Genomic DNA, 20790 nt, shown 5'->3' with positions numbered 1-20790 from the left:
ACTCATGGCGGCCAAGGCAGAAGAGCTCGATGTCGACGGCATCGCCGTGCGGTTGACCAACCGGGACAAGATGTACTTCCCCGAACTCGGGACGGAAGGCACCAAGGGCCGACTCGTCGAGTACTACCTGGCGGTGGCCCGGGGGCCGATGCTGGCGGCGCTTCGTGACCGCCCCACGCACCTGCAACGTTTTCCCGACGGCATCGACGGCGAAGAGATCTACCAGAAACGGGTGCCGCAACACCATCCCGATTACCTGGAAACCTGCCGGATCACCTTCCCGTCCGGACGCACGGCCGATGCGTTGCAGGTGACCCATCCGGCGGCGATCGTGTGGGCGGCGCAGATGGGTACCGTCACGCTGCATCCATGGCAGGTGCGCTGCCCCGATACCGAGCACCCCGACGAGTTGCGCATCGACCTGGATCCGCAGCCCGGCACCGGTTTCGTCGAGGCGCGCACGGTGGCGGTGGACGTGCTGCGGCCGCTGCTGGACGAACTCGGGCTGGTGGGTTATCCGAAGACCTCCGGAGGCCGCGGCGTGCATGTATATCTGCGCATCGCCACCGACTGGGATTTCATTCAGGTGCGCCGCGCCGGCATCGCACTGGCCCGCGAGGTGGAACGGCGTGCGCCGGACGCGGTCACCACGTCCTGGTGGAAGGAAGAACGGGGGGAGCGGATCTTCATCGACTTCAACCAGAACGCCCGCGACCGCACCATGGCGTCGCCGTACTCGGTGCGGCGCACCCCGATCGCGACCGTGTCGATGCCGCTGAGCTGGGACGAACTGGCCGAGGCGGACCCGGATAATTACACCATGGCCACGGTGCCGGATTTCGTCGCCGCCCGGGACGATCCGTGGGCCGGCATGGACGATCACGCGCAGTCGCTGACGCCGTTGCTCGAGCTTGTCGAGACCGACGAAGAGCGCGGCCTGGGGGATATGCCGTATCCGCCCAACTATCCGAAGATGCCGGGCGAACCCAAACGCGTCCAGCCCAGTCGGGATACCGACCGGAAGAAGGCCTAGAGCCCGAACCTCCGCGTCCCTGAGTCTGCAATCTCCGCGTTTGCGCCGATGTTTTACGCGCGGTATTCCAATCGGCCAGCGGGCGGGAATAGCTGACCTCTACCGAGCGCGACGTGGTGCGACTGGTCACCGAGGGACTGGGCAACAACGACATCGCCGCAAGGCTTTTCGTCTCACCCCGCACGGTCCAGTCCCACCTGACGCACGTCTACCAGAAGCTGAGCCTGAGCTCCCGGGTGCAACTGGTGCAAGAAGCCGCCCGCCACCCCTGAGTGCTCAGATGGCGATGGACTTGGTCTCCAGGTAGGCGTCCAGGCCCTCCGGGCCCAGCTCCCGCCCGTAGCCACTGCCCTTCACGCCGCCGAACGGCGCGAACGGATCCATGGTGTAGCCCTGATTGATGCCAAGGGTTCCGGTGCGGATGCGGCGCGCGATCGCCAGCGCCCGGTCGGTGTCGCCGGTGAAGACCGAGCCGGCCAGGCCGTAGTCGGAGTCGTTGGCGATGGCCACCGCATCGTCTTCGTCCCGGTATCCGATGACGGTGATGACCGGACCGAAGATCTCCTCGCGCGCGATGCGCATGCTGTTGTCGGCATTGGCGAACAGGGTGGGTTTGACGTACCAGCCGGTGTCGAGGCCGTCGGGCATCTCGATACCGCCGATGACCAGTCGCGCGCCCTCCTGTTGGCCAAGCTCGATGTAATCGCGCACGCGGCTCTGCTGGCGCTGCGAGACCAGCGGGCCGAGCTGGGTTTCGGGGTCGTCGGGGTCGCCCACCCGCAGCCCGCTCATCTCGGCCGCGAGCGCGTCGACGTACTCGTCCTGGCGGTGCTCGGGGACCAGCACCCGGGTCAACGCGTTGCAGATCTGGCCGCTGTTGGCCAGGCTGGCCGATCGCACTCCGGCGGCGACCTTGTCGGGTGCCGCATCGTCGAGGACCACCGCTGCGGATTTGCCGCCGAGTTCGAGGCTGACCTTGGTGAGGTTGGCACCGCACGCGGCCGCGACAGCGCGCCCGGCCGCGGTGGATCCGGTGAACGACACCTTGTCCACACCGGGGTGCGAGACCAGCAGCTCGCCGACTTCGCGGTCGCCGGGGACGACGCTGACCACACCCGGCGGTAGGTCGACCGAACCCAGCATTTCAGTCAAAAGTAGTGCGTCCAAGGGTGATTCGAGTGCCGGCTTGAGTACCACCGCACAACCGGCCAGCAGTGCGGGCACCAGTTTGGTGACGATCAGGAACTGCGGCATGTTCCACGGCACGATGGCGGCGACCACACCCACCGGTTCCTTGCGGACGCGTACGTCGGCCCCGAAGTAGCCGGCCCGGGCCTCTTCCCACGGGTGACGCTCGGCCAGGTCGCAGAACGCACCCATCATCATCGCGGGCAGGCCTACCTGCGCACGCTTGGCGAAGGTGATGGGAGCGCCGATTTCGGAGCTGATGGTTTGGGCCATCTCCTTGCGCCGTTCCTGGTAGATCTCGGCGAGCCGGCGGACGGCGGCGATGCGCTGAGACGGCTCGGTGCGTCCCCATGCGTCGGCGGCCTCCCGCGCTGCCTGCACGGCGGCGTCGACGTCGGCGGCCCCGGCGGCAGTCAGCTCGGCGATCGGCTTCTCGGTGTGCGGGGAGATGACCTCGAAAACCTGCGATCCCATCCAGACCCTCCAGTATCAACTACTTGCGATTACCGGGACGAGCATATACCGTCGGCCCGACGGAGTATGGACAGGAGCCGTTATGCCCCGATTCCCCAAGCCCCCGGAGGGCAGCTGGACCCAGCACTACCCCGACCTGGGCACCGGTCCGGTGTCCTACGAGGACTCGATCAGCCCCGAGATCTACGACCTGGAGCGCGCCGCAATCTTCAAACGCGCCTGGCTCAATGTCGGTCGGGTAGAACAACTTCCACGTAAGGGCAGTTACTTCACCAAAGAACTGAAGGTAGCCAACACCTCGATCATCCTGGTGCGCAACACGTCCGGTGAGATCAACGCTTTCCATAATGTCTGCCGGCACCGCGGTAACAAGCTGGTGTGGAATGACATGCCGCTGGAGGAGACCCGCGGGGTGTGTCGCCAATTCACCTGTAAGTACCACGCGTGGCGGTACGACCTGGACGGGAACCTGACTTTCGTCCAGCAGGAGGAGGAGTTCTTCGACCTCGACAAGAGTCGGTACGGCCTGGTGCCGGTGCACTGCGAGGTCTGGGAAGGCTTCATCTTCGTCAACTTCGCCAAGCAGCCCGAACAGTCGTTGCGCGAGTTCCTGGGTCCGATGGTGACGGCGCTGGAAGGTTATCCATTCGATTTGATGACGTCGCGCTGGTACTACCGCTCAGAGGTGAAGGCGAACTGGAAGCTCTACATGGATGCGTTCCAGGAGTTCTACCACGCACCGGTATTGCATGCGAACCAGTCGCCCACCGCGTACTCGAAAGCCGCGGCCGAAGCCGGATTCGAGGCCCCGCATTATCGGCTGGAGGGTCCGCACCGGTTGGTCAGCACCTCGGGGGTGCGGGCCTGGGAGATGGCCGAAGAAATGCGCAAGCCGATCGAGGACATCTGCCAGAGTGGGCTGTTCGGGCCGTGGGACAAGCAGGATCTGGGTGAGATGCCGGCCGGTCTGAATCCCGCGAAATGTGAACCGTGGGGTCTGGACTCGTTCCAGCTGTTTCCCAATTTCGTCATCCTGTTCTGGGGGCAGGGGTGGTATCTGACCTACCACTATTGGCCGACGTCGTACAACAGCCACATCTTCGAAGGCACACTGTATTTTCCGCAGCCGCGCACCCCGCGCGAGCGGGTCGCGCAAGAGCTGGCCGCGGTGTCGTTCAAGGAGTACGGGCTGCAGGACGCCAACACGCTCGAAGCGACTCAGTCGATGATCGAGTCCAACGTCATCAACGACTTCCTGCTCTGTGATCAGGAGATCCTGATCCGGCATCTGCATGCCGAGACCGCGGCCTGGATCCAGGACTACCAACAGCGTGCCGGGGTGCGCGTCTGATGAACGAGTCCCCGGTTCTGCCAGTCGAATTCGCCGATCTGGAACCCTTCGTCGACTGGTGTCTGCCCACCGAACCGCAGCGCTACGCCAAACGGCTCGCCAGTTCGATGACCGAGATGAAGGCGTTCTACGACGCGATCACCCCGCGCGCCGAAGAGGCGTTGAGCTACTGCGACAAGTTCCCGCTCGACGACCTGCCCGAGGACGTCCTGAATTTGATGCACCTGCTGTACTCGATGATCATGGTGTCGTTCCCGGTGGAGTGCTGGAAGCAGCCACGCGTGCCCGACTCGGGTGCCTCCACCCTGGACTGCGTGTCCGAGCCCTACCCGTGATCACCGTCCTGCGGGCCGAGCGCTGGGCCGACGTCGATGCCGGGCAGGTCCGCTCACCCGCAGTGGTGGTGGTCGACGGGAATCGCATCCTGGCCGTCAATCCCGAAGGCGCACTGCCGGATTCGGCTGAGGTCATTGACCTCGGGGACGTGACGCTGTTGCCCGGGCTGATGGACATGGAACTGAACTTGTTCATCGGCGGTCCCGGCGGCCCGGAGGGTTTGCCGGCCCCCATGCACGGCGTCCAGGATGACCCTGCCTATCGCACGCTGCGCGCCGCGGTCAACGCGCGCACCACGCTGGAAGCCGGCTTCACCACGGTGCGCAACCTGGGGCTCATGGTCAAGACAGGCGGTTACCTGCTCGACGTCGCTCTGCAGCGCGCCGTCGAGCAGGGGTGGCACGCCGGCCCGCGGATCTATCCGGCCGGCCACGCCGTCACGCCCTACGGCGGGCACCTCGACCCGACCGTCTTTCAGCGCCTGGCGCCCGGGATCATGCCGCTCTCGATCGCCGAGGGCATCGCCAACGGCGTGCCCGACGTGATCGCTTGTGTGCGTTACCAAGTCCGGCACGGCGCCAAATTGATCAAGGTCTCGGCCTCCGGTGGAGTGATGTCGCACAGCACCGCTCCGGGTGCCCAGCAGTACTCCGATGCCGAATTCGCCGCGATCGCCGACGAGGCGCACCGCGCCGGGGTGCGGGTGGCCGCGCATGCGGTCGGGGACAGTGCGATCCGGGCGTGCATCCGAGCCGGTATCGACTGCATCGAGCACGGCTTCCTGGCCTCCGACGACACGATCCAGATGATGGTCGACCACGGCACCTTTCTGGTCTCCACCACCTACCTCACCGAGGCGATGGCGATCGACCGGATCGCACCCGAGTTGCGCAAGAAGGCCGAAGAAGTCTTTCCCCGCGCAAAGGCCATGTTGCCCAGGGCGATTGCCGCCGGGGTCCGGATCGCCTGCGGCACTGACGCACCAGCCATCCCGCACGGCCAGAATGCCAAGGAACTCGGGGCGCTGGTCTCGCGCGGCATGACGCCCATGCAGGCCATCCGGTCGGCCACGGTGGTGGCCGCCGAACTCGTCGAGGCCGACCACGAACTCGGCCGCCTCGCGCCGGGCTACCTCGCCGACATCATCGCGGTGCCCGGCGACCCGTCCCGCGACATCGCTACCACCCTGGAGGTGTCATTCGTGATGAAAGACGGCCAGCTGGTCAAGGTGCCGACATGATCGGCCAGGACCAGGATCCGGCGATGGAGCTCACCGAGAACCTGCTGTGGTTGCTCAAACAGGCGTTCTACTTCTCGCTCACCACCGTCAACGACGCGGTGAGTTCGCACGGCGTCAGCACCGCCCAGATCGGTGTGCTGCGTCAGCTTCTCAACGAACCGGGGTTGTCCGGCGCCGAATTGGCCCGACGGTTGTTGATCACGCCGCAGGGAGTGCAGCTCGCGCTGACCGCGCTGGAACGCCGCGGACTGGTGGAGCGCCGCCAAGATCCGCAACACAAGCGCATCCTGCGGGCCCACCTCACCGACCAGGGGAAAAACGTGGTGACCACGGTGGTCAGCGACGCGGTGGCCGCGCACGAGGAGGTGTTCGGCGTGCTTACCGGCGACGAGCAGGAAACCCTGCGTGACCTGCTGAGCCGCGTCGTCGAGAAGGGCACCGGCCACGAACTCGTCAAAGACCACGTCTGATCGGCCGTCAGTGTCTTCAGTACTTGATACCTATCGCAAGTACTTGATATTGTGGGAGCATCATGCCTGATCCCACGCCGGCTGTAGCCGACAGCACAGTCACCGAAGAGGTGACCATCGAGCTGAACCGACGCTCCACCACCGTCTCCTACAGTGCCGGGGACACCTTGTTGCAGACCGCCCGCATGGCCGGGTTGCAACCGCCGTCGTCCTGCGAAATCGGTTCCTGCGGAACGTGTATGGCCCAACTGACCGAAGGGTGCGCCCGGATGATCAACAACGACGCGCTCGAGGACGACGAGGTGGCCGAAGGTTGGGTGCTGACCTGCCAGGCCTTGCCCACCACTCCCACCGTGCGGGTGGTGTACGAGTGAGCCGGGTGGCGGTGGTGACCGGCGGAGCCTCGGGCATGGGCGAAGCGACCTGCCACGAACTGGGTCGGCTGGGGCACCGGGTCGCCGTTCTCGACATCGACGAGCAGGCGGCGCACCGCGTCGCCGAAGACCTACGGGCACAAGGCTGCACCGCCCTCGGGGTGCAGGCCGACGTCACCGACCGACCCGCCGTCGAGCGGGCCTTCGCCCAGGTACGCAGCGAACTCGGACCGGTCTCGGTCCTGGTGACCAGCGCCGGCCTGTTCGGGTTGGCACCGTTCCTCGAAATCACCCCCGAATCCTGGAACCAGATCGTCGACGTCAACCTCAACGGCACCTTCCACTGTTGCCAGGTGGCCCTGCCGGACATGCTGGCCGCCAACTGGGGCCGCATCGTGATGATCTCGTCGTCCAGCGCCCAGCGGGGCACTCCCTTCGCCGCGCATTACGCGTCGTCCAAGGGTGCGGTCATCACGCTCACCAAAGCGTTGGCGCGCGAATACGCAGCGCAGGGAATCACCGTCAACAATATTCCGCCGTCGGGCATCGAGACGCCGATGCAGCATCGCGCGCAGGCGGCCGGATACCTCAAATCCAACGAGGAGATCGCCGCAAATATCCCGATGGGCCGGCTGGGCGCCGGCGCCGACATCGCCGCGGCCGTCGGATTCCTGTGTTCAGAACAAGCCGGGTTCATCACCGGGCAGGTGTTGGGAGTCAATGGCGGAGCGGTGATGTGAGAGAGGTGGACCGATGACGCGAGAAGGCAGACCGGCTGAGGGCTCCTGGACCGAGCACTATCCCGAATTGGGCACCGGCCCAGTCTCTTTCGCTGACTCTACGTCGCCGGAGTTCTACGAGCTGGAACGCGAAGCCGTGTTCAAACGGGCCTGGCTCAACGTGGCCCGCGTCGAGGAACTGCCCCGGATCGGCAGCTACCTGACCAAGGAGATCGAGGTCGCGCGCGTCTCGATCATCCTGGTCAAGGGTCGTGACGAGGTCATCCGAGCTTTCTACAACGTGTGTCGGCACCGCGGAAACAAGCTGGTGTGGAACGACTTTCCCCACGAACCGACCCGCGGCACCTGCCGCCAGTTCACCTGCAAGTATCACGGCTGGCGCTACGGCCTGGACGGTGCGCTGAAATACGTGCAGCAGTCCTCGGAGTTCTTCGACCTCGATCCCGCCGAGCACGGTCTGGCCCCGGTGCACTGCGAGGTGTGGAACGGGTTCGTCTTCATCAACTTCGACCCCGAACCGCGACAGACCCTGCGCGAATTCCTGGGCCCAATGATCACCGGCCTCGACGACTACCCCTTCGGCAAGCTGACCGAACGCTACGAGTGGGTCGCGCACAACAACAGCAACTGGAAGATTTTCGCCGACGCCTTCCAGGAGTACTACCACGTGCCCTCGCTGCATACCCAGCAGGTGCCCCCGGAGGTTCGCGACCCGAACGCCGGATTCACCTGCGGCCATTTCCAACTCGACGGACCGCACCGGCTGGTGTCGACGGCGGGGCGGCGTCGCTGGCTGCTGCCGCCCGAGTACATGTACCCGATCGAGCGCGCCACCCGCAGCGGGCTGGTCGGTCCCTGGCGCACCCCGGACATCGGCGAACTACCCGCCGGTCTGAACCCGGGTGGCATCGACCCGTGGGGGATCAGCAACTTCCAGATCTTCCCCAACACCGAGATCCTGATCTACGGCGGCTGGTATCTGCTCTACCGGTACTGGCCGACCTCCTACAACACCCATCGATTCGAGGCCTACACCTACTTCTCTCCGGCGAGCACGGTGCGGGAACGCATCGAGCACGAAGTCGCCTCGGTGGTGCTCAAGGAATTTGCGTTGCAGGACGCGGGCATGCTCGGCGGCACCCAGGCCGCGCTCGAATACGGGATCGTCGACGACTTCCCGCTCAACGACCAGGAGATCCTGGTACGCCATCTGCACAAGGTCGTGGTGGACTGGGTGGAGTCGTACCAGCGCGAAATCGCACCGGCGCCGGCAGGGGTGTGATCGTGCCGGAACCATTGCTGCCCAGTGCATTTGCCGAGCTGGAGGACTACGCCAAGATTTGGTGTCTGGCCACCGAAACCGAACGGTGGAACCAGCGACTGGCCAGCACCATGCCCGAGATGCGTCAGTTCTACGACGCGTTCTTCCCGCGCCTGGAAGAGGCGATCGAGTATTGCGACAAGTTCGCCCTCGACGACCTGCCCGAGGACGTGCTGAATCTGCTCCACCTGATCTATTCGCTGATCATGGTCGCCATGGCCGTGGAGATCATGCATCAACCTGCCCCGACCGACGCCGCGGACGCGGTGATGGTCCGCACCGGCGAACCAACGCCCTGATCACGTAATCCGAGGGGAACACCGACATGAGTCTGCTCACCATCACCAAGCTCAACCAATCGGTCGGCGCCGAAGTCACCGGCCTGGACCCGGGTCGGTTGGCCTCCGACGACACCAGCGCCGAGGCGATCCTGGATGCGTTGGAGGACAACGGAGTTCTGGTTTTCCGGGATCTGCGACTGGACCCGGAGGCGCAGGTGGCCTTCTGCCGTCGTCTCGGCGAGGTCGACCACTCTTCCGACGGCCACCACCCCGTCGCCGGCATCTATCCGATCACACTGGACCCGGCCAAGAACGCGTCAGCCGCCTACCTGAAGGCGACCTTCGACTGGCACATCGACGGGTGCACCCCCACCGGGGACGAGTGCCCACAGAAGGCCACCGTGTTGTCGGCCGTCCAGGTTGCCGAGTGGGGCGGTGAGACCGAATTCGCCAATTCCTATGCGGCATATGATGCCTTGACCGAAGAAGAGAAACAGCGCTACGGCGCGTTGCGGGTGGTCCACTCGCTGGAGGCCTCGCAACGGCGGGTGACACCCGACCCCACCCCGGAGCAGCTGGCGCGCTGGCGGTCCCGGCGCACCCACGAACACCCGTTGGTGTGGACGCATCGCAGTGGCCGAAAGTCGTTGGTGCTCGGCGCTTCTGCTGACTATGTGGTCGGTATGGATGTTGATGAGGGCCGAAATCTGTTGGCGGAGCTGCTGGAACGGGCCACGGTGCCCGAGCGGGTGTACAGCCACAACTGGTCGGTCGGGGACACCGTGATCTGGGACAACCGCGGCGTCTTGCATCGGGCCGCGCCGTACGACCCGGATTCGCCCCGCGAGATGTTGCGTACCACCGTCCTGGGTGACGAACCGATTCAGTGAGGCCATGTGGCCGACAGCACGGTTAGACAGCTCGATCAGCGGGAATTGTCTCGGCATGTCTCTGGGATTCAAGGACGTGATCCAGTCCAAGTACTTGCTGTTGACCACCTTCACCAAAGACGGCCGCGCCAAGCCCACGGCAATATGGGGCGTCCCCGACGGCGATAAGCTGTTGATCATCACCGATGACAACTCGTGGAAGGTCAAGCGGATTCGCAACACCCCCCGGGTGACCATCGCCCGCAGCGGCGCGCTCGGCAAGCCGAAGAGCGAAGCCGTCGAAGGTGTCGCGCGGGTGCTGCCGAAATCGGAAACCCGCCGGGTCTACAACGCCGTGCTCAAGCGGTACTGGTATCACGCCCCGTGGTTCTACGTGCACTCGCTGGTGCGCGGCGGTATCGACAAGGTGCACGTCGGACTCGAGGTCGAGCCCGCCGCGTAACGCGCAATTCCTGGCACGATAGAGAGCGTGACCACCGCAATCATCGTGGTGACGGCCGTGCTGCTGGGCCTCGGGATTCTGATCAACGGATTACTGAGGCTCAAAGACTGGTTGAAGAATTCACCGCCGTTGCCGCCGCTGCTCGACCCGGACGACGAGGACGACTGAGCTAGCCGCGCAGGGCGGCCACCGTGTCGGCGATCGTGGTACGCGGATCCCGGTACGAAACTCCCAGTTCCTCTTCGCTGGGCGAGTCGTCGGACTGCGGCATCTGCGTGTAGTACTGCATGCCCGCGGCTGTGACCGGATTCTCGAACGGCAGGTATGGGCCCGCCAGATCGAGCACCCTGCCGGCGACCCGCAGCACGGTGTCGGGCACCGGGACAGTGAGCATCGTGGTATCGGCGGCCTGGCCCAGCATGTCCGCCAGGTCGCCGACCGGCACCCGATGCCCGCCCACCATGTACCGGCGCGGTCCGCGACCCGGTTCCAACAGCGCGGCATGCACCGCAGCGACGTCGCGAGCGTCGATCACCAGCCAGGCCGCGCTGCGACCCGGGATCGCGTGCATCTGCAGTGCCGCCCGCACGCCCTCGCCGGCCTCGCCGTATTGGTCGCCGACGGGTGGGCCCAGCACCATCCCGGGATAGGTGATGTTCACCGGCGCGCCGGCGTCCTGCAGGCCGCGCGCATAGATCTCCACCTGCGCTTTGGACGTTCCGTAGCCGTCGGTGCCGCCTACCACCGGCAGGTCCGCGCGCAGTGTCTCCAACCCGGGGTGGAACAGCGCGGTGAAGCTCGACACGTGGATCACCGGGTCCAGGCCCAGCTGGACGGCCTGGCCGAGCACGTTGCGGGCGCCGTCCATATTCGTGCTCAGCATCTGCGGAGTCTGGCGCGGGTCGGTGGCGACCAGGGCGGCGCTGTGCACGACGGCGTCGCACCCGGTCAGCGCCGCCCGAACCGAGTCGCGGTCCTTGATGTCGCCCTGGACGTAGTCGGACACGTCGACGCCCAGTTTGCCGACGGAAGTCTCCAGCTTGCCCGGGGTACGGACGAAAAACCGGACCTGGTGGCCCGCGTCGGCGATGGCCTTGGCGGTCCAGCCGCCCACAAATCCCGTCCCGCCAGTAACCAGCACACGCATGTTGCGATTGTGCCGTTACAGGTGACTGGCGGCGAACTCGGCTGCCTGATTGGTCATGCCGTTGACGGAATAGGAAATGTGCTCGAATCCCGGCGGGCCGGGAGCGCCCGAACAGATGTTGTCCCCGTCAGCGCAGAGCTGGATGGTCTTGGCCTGATACAGCGGCCCGATGGTGATCTGGGGTGCCCCGTACTGGCTCAGGAACTGCGGTGACGGCGTGCCGAACAGGGCGACCGCCGCAACGTGACTCGCGACCTGCGGCGACAGCGGTTGCGGTACCGCCGAGGCTGGTACGCCGGCCGGGACGGCCGGTGAAGTCACGTAGCCGGCCAGTGCCGCACCCTGGGAGTAACCGCCGAGCACCTCCCTGGTGTTGGGGCAACTGGACGCCATCGACTGGATGTGCCCGCCCGCGTCGCGGATACCGTCGATGACGGTCGTGGCGAAGTCGCTGCTGCTGAAGTCGGTGCTGGCGGCGTAATTGACCGCGTAGATGCCGAGCGACCTGGCACCGATCGCGGTCTGCAGCGCATCGGCGAAGGATTGGCCCACTCCGCCGAGGCCAGGGGGCTCACCACTGCCGCGGGCGAATACCACCTCGACGTCCGGGCACGGCGCGGCGGAAGCGGCCGGCGCCGGCTCGGACAGCAGGGCAAACGCGCCGACCAGCGCGGTGATTCCGATCGCGACCGCGACCCGGCGTAGCACAGTGGTGCCGAACATATGCGAAAACCTTTCCATGACGATCAGCCAGGGATAGCCAGAATCCGGCACCTCAACCAGGCCAGAAAACAAGCTGTCCCGCGCGGATTTTTCGCGCGGGACAGCTTGGGAGAGGACTTATTTCTTGAAGGCGTCCTTGATCTTCTCGCCGGCGTCCTTCAGGCTCGACTTCGCCTGGTCCACGCGGCCCTCGTTTTCGGTATCCCGGTCGCCCGAGACACGACCGACAGCTTCCTTGGCCTTGCCGCCCAGGTCTTCGATCTTGTTCTTTGCTTTGTCTTCGGTGCTCATCTGCGTCAGCGCTCCTGTCGGTTATTTCGTTGACCGTCAGCGGGTACCCGATTGCGGGTGGCCCCGAAACCCACCTCGAAACCCGCGACCAAGCCCCCGCCGCTGGCGCCGGAACGCGTCCCGCGCGCGCAACCCGGTGTCTTTGACGTTTGCCCTGGTCTGGTCGAAGATGCCCTCGAACTCGGTGCGCCGGTTGCCGGTGAGCCTGCCGACGGCTTCTTTAGCCCTGCCGCCCCAGTACTGGGCAGCGTTGCTCAATCTGTTGTTCGCCATGCGGGGAGGCATACCCGCTGGCCGATGCCATTATTCAGGCGCCGCGCGGCACCGTTCCGCGCGGCAGGGTCAACGGCAGATCGGCGTAGGTGGCAATGCCGGGCGCGGCGGCCACCACCGCTGGTATCGCGTTGATTGCGGGCATGGCGGTCATGATGTGTCCGATCGCCATGAACTCGGCCAGCGTGGTGGCCTGGAAGTACGGCGGCGGCAGGAAGCCGACTCGGGTGGTCACCGTCGGCTGGCCGTCGACCTGGATGACCCAGCCGTCCTGGTCGATCTGCCAGTCCGGTTCCAGGGTCTGGCCTTTGCGCCACCGCACGTTGAGGTCGACGACGGTGTTGCCGCCGACGATGCCCTGCCAGCTGATGTAAGTCCCCGCGACGCATCCCGCGGGGATGGTCCAGGATTCCATCACGAGATCTTCGGTGGTCTGGGCGAATTCGGCCACGCACCGCACCTCGTCCAGCTCGACGCCCAGCGCATCGGCGACCAACCGGACCGCCTCGCCGAAGATCGCCGTCCCCTTCTCCGCCATTTGCGGCAGTTCCGGGTTGTCGATCGGCTGACCGAACCCGACCGGCTTCTCGGTGTCCGGGGAGTCGTAGAACGTGGTGTCCGCCGCCTCGTTGACGGTGACCTTGTCGACGCGATTGCACACCATCGCCGACACGATGGCCAACAGCTCGGCGAAGCCGGGGCTCACCCCGGACCCGAACATCGTCGCGCCACCTTTCTCGCACGCCTCCAGGATCCGGTCCCGCCCGGCGCCCAGGTTGTGTCCAGTGATGAACGACGCCGTCGTCACCACGTTGACCCCCGCCGACAAGATGCGAACCAACTCGTCGACGTCGATCCACATCGGGTTGTAGACCACGCAGTCCGGTTTGAGGGCGAGCAGCTCGTCGACGTCGTTGGTGGCCGGCACGCCGAGCGGGTCGATGCCGACCAACTCACCGGCATCACGGCCGACCTTCTCCGCCGACCAGGCATAGCAACCGACGAGTTCGAACTGGGGGTTGGTGGCGATCGACTGTAGCGAGCTGGTACCGACGTTTCCGGTGGTCCACTGCACGACGCGATATTTGTTGGGCACTCGCTCAGCATAGGCAGGTTAGACGCGCTCAGTAAGAGGCTTCAGCCGCCAGGATCTCGGCGAGGAACGCGTCCGGCGGTGGTTGGTTCAGTCGCAGCCGCACCCAGCGGCGGATCCGGTCGCGTACGTCGCGGGGTTCGCTGACCGGCACGCCGACGACCACGGACGTCGCGGGCCAGTCCTGGTTCCAGGCGGCCGACTCTGTCAGCGCCTGTTGTTGCGCATCGAACAGGGGAACAGTGGCCCGGCCACCGGGATCCAGGGCGCCGGCGCCGCTGACCTTCCCCGACCTCACCCGCACGGCGATGTCGGTGGCCGGGCCGGGGCCCAGGACGGCCGTCCGGACGACGGCGACAACCGCCGGACCCGCTGCCTGCACACTCCACTCGACGGTGTCCTCAGCCGCGTCGAACACGCCCGGCGGCACCGCGGCCCAGTTGATCGACGCGACTCCGCGGCCGATCGCGGCGGCGGACCGCGGACCCGCGTCAGCGCCGGCAGCCAGCGCGTAGTCGTCGCGTCGTCCGGCCGGAACAGTCTCGGTGATCTTCGAATCCTGCAGTGCGACAGCCAGTTCCGGCCATCCGTCACCGTCGACGCCGACCTCGTCGGCAAGCTCGGACCCCGCCCGCACCAACTCGCGAACCCGCGGATCGCCGGTGCCCAGGTGGGCGGTCAGCGCCGCGCCGTGCGGACTCAGCAAGGCGGCGACGTCCGAATCCAGGGTGTCGTCGATGAAAAAGTCCTGCAAGCCGACCGTCAGCAGCGCCACCTCGGCGTCGAGCAGGGGCTGATCAAGACCGGGAATGCCGTCACGCCGACTGGCCGGCCACCAGCGCCGCAGCCAATGACCGATCGCCAGCCGGCGCAGTGGTTCCATCGAATCGGCTGCCACGTCGAGTTCGACCGGCCCGGTGCCGGCGATCAGCCCGAGGTGACCAGCTGACCCGACGACGCGCCACAACCAGTCGGCGCGGGCCACGTCGGTGAAGGTCACGGTGGGCGAGTCCGCGGCCGGCTCGTCCACCAGCCAGGACAACACGGCACCGCTGACCTCCAGCACCGCGACCAGCGGAGCCGGCTGCCCGAGCGGATCGTCGACAACCCTCACCCCGCCACCTGCAATTCCAGCATCGACTTGATCCGCTGCCGGTGATCCAGGCTCACCGACCTGGCGACGCCGTCCAGCAACGCGCGGACGTCCTCGACGTCTGCACACGGTTCCTGCCACACGTCGCGTCCATGCAGGCGTGCCCACAAACGGCTCAGATACGGCTGCGCGAACGCGGCGAGATCGTCGATGATCTGTTGCTGGCGCGGGTGGATCGGGCCGTTCCCGGCCACATACCGTCGGGCGTGCAGGACGTAGGCCTCCTTGCGCAACCGGGACTGGATCTGCGCGGCCAGCGCGTAGCGGGCGGTGACCGTGCGGTCCAGTGGCGCCAGTCCGACCGCTACCTCGATGCCGGCCACCATGGTGGCCTGCTTGTCCTCAGCCAGCAGACCCCAGGGCGCGCTCGCCCGGTCCACCTCCTCGGCGCACAGCAGCGGGATGTCGGGCAAGGCGTCCCGGTCCAGGGTGCGCCGCAGTGTCGACCGCACCCGATCCACCACCGTGCGATCCAGCGGGCGGTCGCTGTCGGCGCCACCGGCAATTTCCGGCGGGCGTTGTGGCGCAACAGAACTCAAGCCCAGCTCGACGATGGACCACGGCAGCTCGGCCTCGTGGACGCGGGCCAGGGCACCCAGGTTGTATGGCGTGGTGTCGGCTATTACCGCCGACCACACCCGCTGGCGCGCAGTGGTCGCGTTGTGACTGTCGGCCGGCCCGAGCACGGTGGCCAACTCGGCCAGAAACGGTTCGAGCACCGCGTCCTGCGCCCGCACATCACACCAGCTCCGTTGGAGCTGGGCTGCCAAGGTAGCGACGACCTGCGGATCGGCGATGTAATCGTTGAGCACCTCGACCGCAGTGCGGTCCCGGCCGCGGTGGATCTCCTGCAGCACCGCACCAGCGGTCTCGCGGTCTTGCGGCGCGGGTGCGCCTCTGGTCACCGCGAGCTCGAAGCACACCGGGAAATACAGCTCCTGGGCGTTGCCGCTGCGGATCCGCAATCGACGCCGCTCGATCTTGAGCACCTCGAACCAGGCTGCGGCGCAGCGTAACTGGACGGAATTCCCGACGATCAGGTCATGCATGGCCGCCGCGGTGCCGGCTGCGACCACCGGCGCCGAATACTGCGGATTGGACCGCAGCCGAAGCACTAGTGGATCGATGATGCGTTTCACGGTCCTGCTCAACGGCCCGCCATCATCGCTGCTGAGCACCTCGACACCGGAACCGATTGCGCGCCAGCCCCGATCGATGACCGCACGGCGGGGATAGCCGGGATCGTTTCCGCTGTAGAAGGCAGCCGCTACCTCCTGCGGATCGGCGCTCATGACGACAGAATAGGGGCACCGGGCACGATATCGGTATCTGCGAAGTTGGGTTCGGTAGCCGGTCGGGTCCGCGGCGCTGGTCGTATCCGCAGGGCGGACAGCGCAATTGGCCCCCACCTGAGGTCACCGCGCCCGGTCGACAGCGAAAGTGACCAGCGCGCCCCAGTACAGCGGACTGGCGGTGACATCGCCGTCTCGCCAGCGCCGCAGCTGGGCGCGCTGCCAGCGGTTCACGGCGCAGCCCGCGGCGTCCTCCTCGTGTGCGTCGTCGACGGCAGCGACCAGGTCGGACATCGGGTCCGGGAACTGACCGGTCGGGTCGGCGGCGACCGTGCCGAATTGTCGGTATGCCGCGGTGGTGGGCAGCGACCAGAGCGTGGCAGTCACCAACTGTGCCCCGCACAGGATCATCGCCGCCACCAGACCGGTCGCTTCGTCGAACTGATAGTCACCGCCGGATGCGCAGGCCAGCAGCGCCACCCGCGGTGGTACCGGCAATCGCAGGGCCATCAGATCCGAGGCGGTCAACGGCCGATGGTCGCCGATCGCCGCGGCGTCTCCGGGGGTCGCGGCGGTACATGCCAGGTGCAGCGAAGCTCGGTCTGCGTGCCCAGCTGCGCCGTCGGCCGAGCTCGCGTGACCGACGTAGAGGAGCCGGCTTGGTTGTTGCGCAAGCAGTCCCGCCAACCAGTCGCGGTCGGCGTCTGGACGGCGGAACAATTCGACAGCCGTGTCGACGCGGGGCAACACCGCGCGGTGTTGCTTGAGGGCAGCGAAATGCCTGGCCAGCGCAGTCTTTTCGGACGGTCTGCCGAGCACCGATCCGAGGGCCGAGTCGGGTCGCTGGCCCGGAACCCGGGGATCCAGGATCAGTACCGCCGGCCCGTCGCGCCGGGTGCGCCATTGCGCGGGGACGCGAGGTGCGTGCGTAATGTGCTGCGGCACCGCCAACAGGATGTCGACCAACTCCATCAGCCGATAGCCATCGGTGTGCTGCTCGATATCGGCCAGCTGCCAAGCTATGTGGGCGGCCGTCGGACCGCTGGCGGTGAATGCGCCGTGGCGGGCCTGAACCAGATCTGCGGTGCTGGGCCCCGACTTGGGCAGCGCGAGCTGACCCCAGGGCACCCGCGCCAGCCGGGCGCTGGGTGAGACGAACAACCTGGGCCGCGGCGAGGCCACGCACTGCGTCAGCAGTTGCCACCCGGCCGTTCCGATCAACAGCGCACCGAGGATGTAAGAGGTGGTCAGTTCGGCCGCAGGCGACGCGAACGGACCTCGGGTCAGGGCCCGTTCGATCGCGTCATGCCGGTTCTCGGCACCGACCGGTTCGGGTAATGCGTCGGCCAGTTCCTGTAAGGTGGCCAACAGGATTGGCTCCTCGATCACCCAGGTGACGGTGCTGGACGGATCGCCGACCACCCGCAGGCTCGCATAGGTGGCGACGCCCAGATCGGCGTAGCGCAGGATGAGCGTCACCGAGTCAGTCATGCCAGGTCGACCACGGTGGCTCGGCGGCGGTGACCTGCCGGCCGTACCGCTGCAGCGCCAGCGCGCGATACCGATCCAGGATCGGCGCCGAGTCCGGCTGCATCTGCAACGGAGGCAACGGCCCGATCCGGATCAGGGACCTGCCGCCCGACCTGACCGGCCCCGCGGCTGCCGTCGCCATCTCGTCCGCTCTCCCGGTGACCGCCGGTGGCACGGCCGTCGACTCCCACTCGCCGGGTTGCCGGGTTGGCAGGTCGCTGTGGAAAGTACCACGCGCACTGTGATATTCGACGAGATCGCTGAGCAACGCGGTGTTCTCCGACTCCCAGGCGACCGCGAAGGCACCGGCCAGCACGGGTGCCGCGACATGGTTCGCCCAGCGGGATCTCGCATCGGCATCGACGATCGAATAACGCACCGAGTCGACGGCCAGTGCCGCGGGCACTTTGAGGTCGGCCGCCTGTTCGAGCTTGGTCATCGCTCGTCGATGCTGCCGGGTGCCGCCCTCGCCGTGCAGGACGCCGAGTGAGGTGAGGTGGCGGTACTCGACGTGCCGCAACGGCTCGTCGGGATCTCCATAGGCATCAAAACCCATATCCGCCAATGCATCTGCACGCCACACGGTGCCCAACTGATTGTCGAGCAATGCGTACTGCAGCCAGCTGCTGCGTGGCGAGGAGTCGAGCAGCTCCCGGGCTTGGGCTATCAGCTCCACTGCCTGGGCGAACCGTCCCCAGAATATCGCAATCCAGCTGCGCTGCAGCAGAATACGGTGTAAATGCAGCGGCTTGCCCAATTCGCGCCAGTGCCGTTCGGCATGCTCCCAACATTCGTCGGCAGCCTCCAGTGCACCGCCGGACAGCCGGGTCAGGCCCAGGTACAGCCAGCAGCGCGACACCTCATGGGCCCGCGCGTAGCGGGCGATCACCGGATAGGCCGCCGAGACCAATTGCTCGGTCGTGTGATGGTCACCGACCGACCAGCTGGCCGCTGCCCGCTCCAATTGTGCTCTGGCGCAGTCGAGCTCCCAGCCGCGTGCCCGTGCCCGGGCGTCTGCGCGGCGCAACCAGGGCTCGGCCTCGACAAGGCGTCCGGTCTCGACGCAGAACCTGCCGTACCCGGTGGCTGCCAGTACCCAGAGGTGATCGGCGTATGCACCGCCGTCCGTCGCACCATCCAGCCAGGTGAGCACCCGTTCCCATAGCGGTACCGACCGGACGTGCAGATCGTCGTCGCACAGAGCCGTCGCGGACAGCAGCTGGGCGTAGCAGAGTAACTGCCGGTGCTCGGCGACGAGATCGGGAAAGGCGTCGTCGGAATCGGCCAGGGCAGCCAGCGCTGCTTCGACCCCCTCGTGATCACCTTGTGCCGCAGCCAATCCCGTCTGCAGGAACTGGGCCCGCCGGGTGTAACGGCACACCATGTGTGCGATCGCGGTGTGCGAGATGTGCACCTGCGCCGCGGCCTCCGGCATGGTCCCGGCCAGGATTGCACGGTAGATTGCCAACGGGTCCAGAATCCGTCGAATACATTCCCGCACTCCGTCATTCGCGCCGCGGACCAGGTAGATCTCGCCCAGCTGAGCGAACACCTCCAGTAGCAGGTCGTCTCGATCTTCCTGCTCGGTCCGCGGCATCAGCGACAGCAACAGATCGCGGGCCGCCTCGTCCTCGGCAGCGCACCCCAGATGACGAGCGCGCTGCAGGTCGTCACCGATCGACACGGCTGCATCATAAGTCCGTCTGACCACCCGGAACGGCGGACGTGCGTCGCACGTCCGCCGGGCCGAACCGCGGCGCATCAGCCGCAGGTCACCTTGATGCTGAAGTCCTTGGTGACCATGCCGGCCATCGGGTTCTTCAGGTCGGCACCCTGCGCCTGTCCGGTGATGGTGTAGGTCTTGCCGTCCACCGAAACCTTGGCCGAACCGACCTTGGAGCCCATGCTGTCGGCCACCGACAGTGCGTTGCCTTCGACCACCAGCGCCAACGAGTCCACGGTCGGCGGGTTCGCGTCGGTCATCACCACGGCCAGCGCCTGCTGGGGGCCACCGGTGGATCCACTGCCGATGTTGATCTTCCCGGCCTGCTTCACACAGGTCACCGAGGCGGGGTCCAGGCCGGCAAGGTCGGCGCCGGCCACCTTGACCTCGGTCTTTCCGCCGCCGGTGGACACACTCGCCGGCGCGTTCGGCGCCGGGGTGGCCGTCTGGCCGCCGCTGGAGCAGCCCACCAACACCGAAGCGCAGCCAAGGGCGCCAATCGCAGCAGCGATAACACGTTTCATCGGACTTCCTTCCGTCATGCGCCGCCCCGATGGCGTCGTCATTGCTGAAGTACAGCCCGCAGCGATCGCTACCGATCCCAACAAATGAGACCGACGGCAACGCAGCTACCGCCCTGGGGAATCACCGCAGTCGCAGTAGTTCTGGTGTAGTAGTGAGCGTGATCGAAATCGAAGCTGTGGGTGGGGTGCGGGTACTGACGTTGTCGGCGGGACGGGTGAACACCCTCGACGTCGAGTTCCTCGGTGAGCTGACGGAGGCTGTGCGGGAACAGGAACGATCGGGCGGGCCACCGTTGGTCCTCTCCGGCGCCGGTCGGGTGTTTTCTGCCGGGGTAGACCTCAACCGCCTCGTGGCGGGCGGGGCCGCATACACCGACCAATTGGTTCCGGCGTTGTCGAGTGCGTTCGACGCGGTGTTCCGGTATCCGGGACCGACGGTGGCCGCGATCAACGGCGCCGCGATAGCCGGCGGATGCGTGCTGGCCTGCGCCTGTGATTGGCGGCTGGCTGCTCCGGGCGCCCAGATCGGCGCCGCCGAGGTCCGGGTGGGGGTGCCGTTCCCGGTCGCCGCGCTCGAAGTGATGCGCTACGCGTGTGGTGACCGCGCCGAAGAGGTCCTGCTGAGTGGGCGGAGTTACCGCGGCGACGAGGCCGTGGCCCGCGGGCTGGCCCATCGCATCGTCGCCGACAATCTGCTGGACGCGGCTGTTGCCGAGGCGTCCGACCTGGGTGAGATCCCGGCGGCGGCGTACAGCCACACCAAAGCACAGTTGCGGGCGCCCACGCTGGCGCGCATCGACGCCGGCACCAACATCGACATCGAGGTTCGCCGGGTGTGGGCATCGGACCAGACTCAGCAGGGCGTGGCCGCCTACGTCGAACGGTTGAAGAACCGCTGAGG

23 protein-coding genes and 2 pseudogenes are annotated in these 20790 nt (G+C 66.6%); 14 read left to right on the top strand and 11 right to left on the bottom strand.

The window, feature by feature from the left end:
• Positions 1 to 4: 4 nt before the first annotated feature.
• Together ligD and ACZYZ9_RS09700 are read left to right on the top strand one after the other, a co-directional pair.
• Positions 5 to 1033 (top strand): non-homologous end-joining DNA ligase, encoded by a 1029-nt coding sequence (gene ligD, locus ACZYZ9_RS09705; protein ID WP_463826055.1) that lies wholly within the window; start codon positions 5 to 7, stop codon positions 1031 to 1033.
• A 92-nt stretch (positions 1034 to 1125) separates the two neighbouring features.
• Positions 1126 to 1305, top strand: a pseudogene (locus ACZYZ9_RS09700) (response regulator transcription factor); the annotation flags it as partial.
• Positions 1306 to 1309: 4 nt separating this feature from the next.
• On the opposite strand, the gene ACZYZ9_RS09695 reads toward ACZYZ9_RS09700, so the two are convergent.
• Positions 1310 to 2695 (bottom strand): aldehyde dehydrogenase, encoded by a 1386-nt coding sequence (locus ACZYZ9_RS09695; protein ID WP_463826054.1) that lies wholly within the window; start codon positions 2693 to 2695, stop codon positions 1310 to 1312.
• A gap of 82 nt (positions 2696 to 2777) precedes the next feature.
• On the opposite strand from ACZYZ9_RS09695, the gene ACZYZ9_RS09690 reads away from it, so the two are divergent.
• The 11 genes and pseudogenes from ACZYZ9_RS09690 to ACZYZ9_RS09640 all read left to right on the top strand — a co-directional run bounded on the left by ACZYZ9_RS09690 (position 2778) and on the right by ACZYZ9_RS09640 (position 10308).
• Positions 2778 to 4046 carry an aromatic ring-hydroxylating oxygenase subunit alpha gene (locus tag ACZYZ9_RS09690; RefSeq protein WP_463826053.1) on the top strand — a complete coding sequence of 423 codons (1269 nt, stop codon included), beginning with the start codon at positions 2778 to 2780 and terminating at the stop codon, positions 4044 to 4046.
• On the top strand, positions 4046 to 4381 hold the full coding sequence (locus ACZYZ9_RS09685) for a hypothetical protein (protein WP_463826052.1): 336 nt from the start codon (positions 4046 to 4048) through the stop codon (positions 4379 to 4381). The genes ACZYZ9_RS09690 and ACZYZ9_RS09685 overlap by 1 nt, the downstream gene beginning before the upstream one ends.
• Positions 4378 to 5622: a metal-dependent hydrolase family protein gene (locus ACZYZ9_RS09680; RefSeq protein ID WP_463826051.1), complete on the top strand. Its 1245-nt coding sequence runs from the start codon at positions 4378 to 4380 to the stop codon at positions 5620 to 5622. The genes ACZYZ9_RS09685 and ACZYZ9_RS09680 overlap by 4 nt, the downstream gene beginning before the upstream one ends.
• Before the next feature lie 23 nt (positions 5623 to 5645).
• Positions 5646 to 6092: a MarR family winged helix-turn-helix transcriptional regulator gene (locus ACZYZ9_RS09675; protein ID WP_463826415.1), complete on the top strand. Its 447-nt coding sequence runs from the start codon at positions 5646 to 5648 to the stop codon at positions 6090 to 6092.
• 98 nt (positions 6093 to 6190) lie between these two features.
• Positions 6191 to 6466, top strand: a pseudogene (locus ACZYZ9_RS09670) (2Fe-2S iron-sulfur cluster-binding protein); the annotation flags it as partial.
• Positions 6463 to 7206: an SDR family NAD(P)-dependent oxidoreductase gene (locus ACZYZ9_RS09665; RefSeq protein ID WP_463826050.1), complete on the top strand. Its 744-nt coding sequence runs from the start codon at positions 6463 to 6465 to the stop codon at positions 7204 to 7206. The pseudogene ACZYZ9_RS09670 and the gene ACZYZ9_RS09665, both read left to right, overlap by 4 nt.
• Before the next feature lie 13 nt (positions 7207 to 7219).
• Entirely contained in the window at positions 7220 to 8488 is a 1269-nt protein-coding gene (locus tag ACZYZ9_RS09660; RefSeq protein WP_463826049.1) for an aromatic ring-hydroxylating oxygenase subunit alpha, read from the top strand.
• A 2-nt stretch (positions 8489 to 8490) separates the two neighbouring features.
• On the top strand, positions 8491 to 8826 hold the full coding sequence (locus ACZYZ9_RS09655) for a hypothetical protein (RefSeq protein ID WP_463826048.1): 336 nt from the start codon (positions 8491 to 8493) through the stop codon (positions 8824 to 8826).
• Between the two features lie 26 nt (positions 8827 to 8852).
• Positions 8853 to 9698: a TauD/TfdA dioxygenase family protein gene (locus tag ACZYZ9_RS09650; protein WP_463826047.1), complete on the top strand. Its 846-nt coding sequence runs from the start codon at positions 8853 to 8855 to the stop codon at positions 9696 to 9698.
• Between the two features lie 55 nt (positions 9699 to 9753).
• The gene (locus ACZYZ9_RS09645; RefSeq protein ID WP_463826046.1) at positions 9754 to 10140 is read left to right on the top strand and encodes a PPOX class F420-dependent oxidoreductase; all 387 of its coding nucleotides are present in this window, start codon (positions 9754 to 9756) and stop codon (positions 10138 to 10140) included.
• A 27-nt stretch (positions 10141 to 10167) separates the two neighbouring features.
• The gene (locus ACZYZ9_RS09640; RefSeq protein ID WP_463826045.1) at positions 10168 to 10308 is read left to right on the top strand and encodes a hypothetical protein; all 141 of its coding nucleotides are present in this window, start codon (positions 10168 to 10170) and stop codon (positions 10306 to 10308) included.
• Position 10309: 1 nt separating this feature from the next.
• Here the strand turns inward: ACZYZ9_RS09640 and ACZYZ9_RS09635 are convergent, their stop codons facing one another.
• The 10 genes from ACZYZ9_RS09635 to ACZYZ9_RS09590 all read right to left on the bottom strand — a co-directional run bounded on the left by ACZYZ9_RS09635 (position 10310) and on the right by ACZYZ9_RS09590 (position 19889).
• Positions 10310 to 11287 carry an NAD-dependent epimerase/dehydratase family protein gene (locus ACZYZ9_RS09635; RefSeq protein ID WP_463826044.1) on the bottom strand — a complete coding sequence of 326 codons (978 nt, stop codon included), beginning with the start codon at positions 11285 to 11287 and terminating at the stop codon, positions 10310 to 10312.
• A gap of 15 nt (positions 11288 to 11302) precedes the next feature.
• Positions 11303 to 12010, bottom strand: a complete 708-nt coding sequence (locus ACZYZ9_RS09630; protein WP_463826043.1) for a cutinase family protein — start codon at positions 12008 to 12010, stop codon at positions 11303 to 11305.
• A 117-nt stretch (positions 12011 to 12127) separates the two neighbouring features.
• A complete protein-coding gene (locus ACZYZ9_RS09625; protein WP_463826042.1) occupies positions 12128 to 12301 on the bottom strand; it encodes a CsbD family protein in 174 nt (57 codons plus the stop codon).
• A 36-nt stretch (positions 12302 to 12337) separates the two neighbouring features.
• The gene (locus ACZYZ9_RS09620; RefSeq protein ID WP_463826041.1) at positions 12338 to 12574 is read right to left on the bottom strand and encodes a CsbD family protein; all 237 of its coding nucleotides are present in this window, start codon (positions 12572 to 12574) and stop codon (positions 12338 to 12340) included.
• Positions 12575 to 12608: 34 nt separating this feature from the next.
• Complete coding sequence (locus ACZYZ9_RS09615; RefSeq protein WP_463826040.1) at positions 12609 to 13670, bottom strand: NAD(P)H-dependent amine dehydrogenase family protein; 1062 nt, start codon at positions 13668 to 13670, stop codon at positions 12609 to 12611.
• Positions 13671 to 13698: 28 nt separating this feature from the next.
• The gene (locus ACZYZ9_RS09610; protein WP_463826039.1) at positions 13699 to 14781 is read right to left on the bottom strand and encodes a hypothetical protein; all 1083 of its coding nucleotides are present in this window, start codon (positions 14779 to 14781) and stop codon (positions 13699 to 13701) included.
• Positions 14778 to 16112 (bottom strand): hypothetical protein, encoded by a 1335-nt coding sequence (locus tag ACZYZ9_RS09605; protein ID WP_463826038.1) that lies wholly within the window; start codon positions 16110 to 16112, stop codon positions 14778 to 14780. Before ACZYZ9_RS09605 ends, ACZYZ9_RS09610 begins: the two co-directional genes overlap by 4 nt.
• Positions 16113 to 16235: 123 nt before the next feature.
• On the bottom strand, positions 16236 to 17603 hold the full coding sequence (locus ACZYZ9_RS09600) for a CHAT domain-containing protein (RefSeq protein ID WP_463826037.1): 1368 nt from the start codon (positions 17601 to 17603) through the stop codon (positions 16236 to 16238).
• Positions 17596 to 19326: a hypothetical protein gene (locus tag ACZYZ9_RS09595; RefSeq protein WP_463826036.1), complete on the bottom strand. Its 1731-nt coding sequence runs from the start codon at positions 19324 to 19326 to the stop codon at positions 17596 to 17598. Before ACZYZ9_RS09595 ends, ACZYZ9_RS09600 begins: the two co-directional genes overlap by 8 nt.
• Before the next feature lie 77 nt (positions 19327 to 19403).
• Positions 19404 to 19889 (bottom strand): lipoprotein LpqH, encoded by a 486-nt coding sequence (locus ACZYZ9_RS09590; protein ID WP_463826035.1) that lies wholly within the window; start codon positions 19887 to 19889, stop codon positions 19404 to 19406.
• A 152-nt stretch (positions 19890 to 20041) separates the two neighbouring features.
• Between ACZYZ9_RS09590 and ACZYZ9_RS09585 the strand changes: the two genes are divergently transcribed.
• On the top strand, positions 20042 to 20788 hold the full coding sequence (locus tag ACZYZ9_RS09585) for an enoyl-CoA hydratase/isomerase family protein (protein ID WP_463826034.1): 747 nt from the start codon (positions 20042 to 20044) through the stop codon (positions 20786 to 20788).
• The last annotated feature ends 2 nt before the right edge of the window (positions 20789 to 20790 follow it).

This window comes from Mycobacterium sp. IDUB_28, assembly GCF_055419285.1.
The sequence above is the reverse complement of the archived record's forward strand: the minus strand, read 5'-3'. Positions and strand labels throughout refer to the sequence as shown.

Bases quoted from the DNA above. Each gene is read 5' to 3' on its own strand.
- ligD (WP_463826055.1), top strand. From the start codon at position 5: ATGGCGGCCAAGGCAGAAGAGCTCGATGTCGACGGCATCGCCGTGCGG.
- ACZYZ9_RS09695 (WP_463826054.1), bottom strand. From the start codon at position 2,695: ATGGGATCGCAGGTTTTCGAGGTCATCTCCCCGCACACCGAGAAGCCG.
- ACZYZ9_RS09690 (WP_463826053.1), top strand. From the start codon at position 2,778: ATGCCCCGATTCCCCAAGCCCCCGGAGGGCAGCTGGACCCAGCACTAC.
- ACZYZ9_RS09685 (WP_463826052.1), top strand. From the start codon at position 4,046: ATGAACGAGTCCCCGGTTCTGCCAGTCGAATTCGCCGATCTGGAACCC.
- ACZYZ9_RS09675 (WP_463826415.1), top strand. From the start codon at position 5,646: ATGGAGCTCACCGAGAACCTGCTGTGGTTGCTCAAACAGGCGTTCTAC.
- ACZYZ9_RS09660 (WP_463826049.1), top strand. From the start codon at position 7,220: ATGACGCGAGAAGGCAGACCGGCTGAGGGCTCCTGGACCGAGCACTAT.
- ACZYZ9_RS09650 (WP_463826047.1), top strand. From the start codon at position 8,853: ATGAGTCTGCTCACCATCACCAAGCTCAACCAATCGGTCGGCGCCGAA.
- ACZYZ9_RS09645 (WP_463826046.1), top strand. From the start codon at position 9,754: ATGTCTCTGGGATTCAAGGACGTGATCCAGTCCAAGTACTTGCTGTTG.
- ACZYZ9_RS09635 (WP_463826044.1), bottom strand. From the start codon at position 11,287: ATGCGTGTGCTGGTTACTGGCGGGACGGGATTTGTGGGCGGCTGGACC.
- ACZYZ9_RS09630 (WP_463826043.1), bottom strand. From the start codon at position 12,010: ATGTTCGGCACCACTGTGCTACGCCGGGTCGCGGTCGCGATCGGAATC.
- ACZYZ9_RS09625 (WP_463826042.1), bottom strand. From the start codon at position 12,301: ATGAGCACCGAAGACAAAGCAAAGAACAAGATCGAAGACCTGGGCGGC.
- ACZYZ9_RS09620 (WP_463826041.1), bottom strand. From the start codon at position 12,574: ATGGCGAACAACAGATTGAGCAACGCTGCCCAGTACTGGGGCGGCAGG.
- ACZYZ9_RS09605 (WP_463826038.1), bottom strand. From the start codon at position 16,112: ATGAGCGCCGATCCGCAGGAGGTAGCGGCTGCCTTCTACAGCGGAAAC.
- ACZYZ9_RS09600 (WP_463826037.1), bottom strand. From the start codon at position 17,603: ATGACTGACTCGGTGACGCTCATCCTGCGCTACGCCGATCTGGGCGTC.
- ACZYZ9_RS09590 (WP_463826035.1), bottom strand. From the start codon at position 19,889: ATGAAACGTGTTATCGCTGCTGCGATTGGCGCCCTTGGCTGCGCTTCG.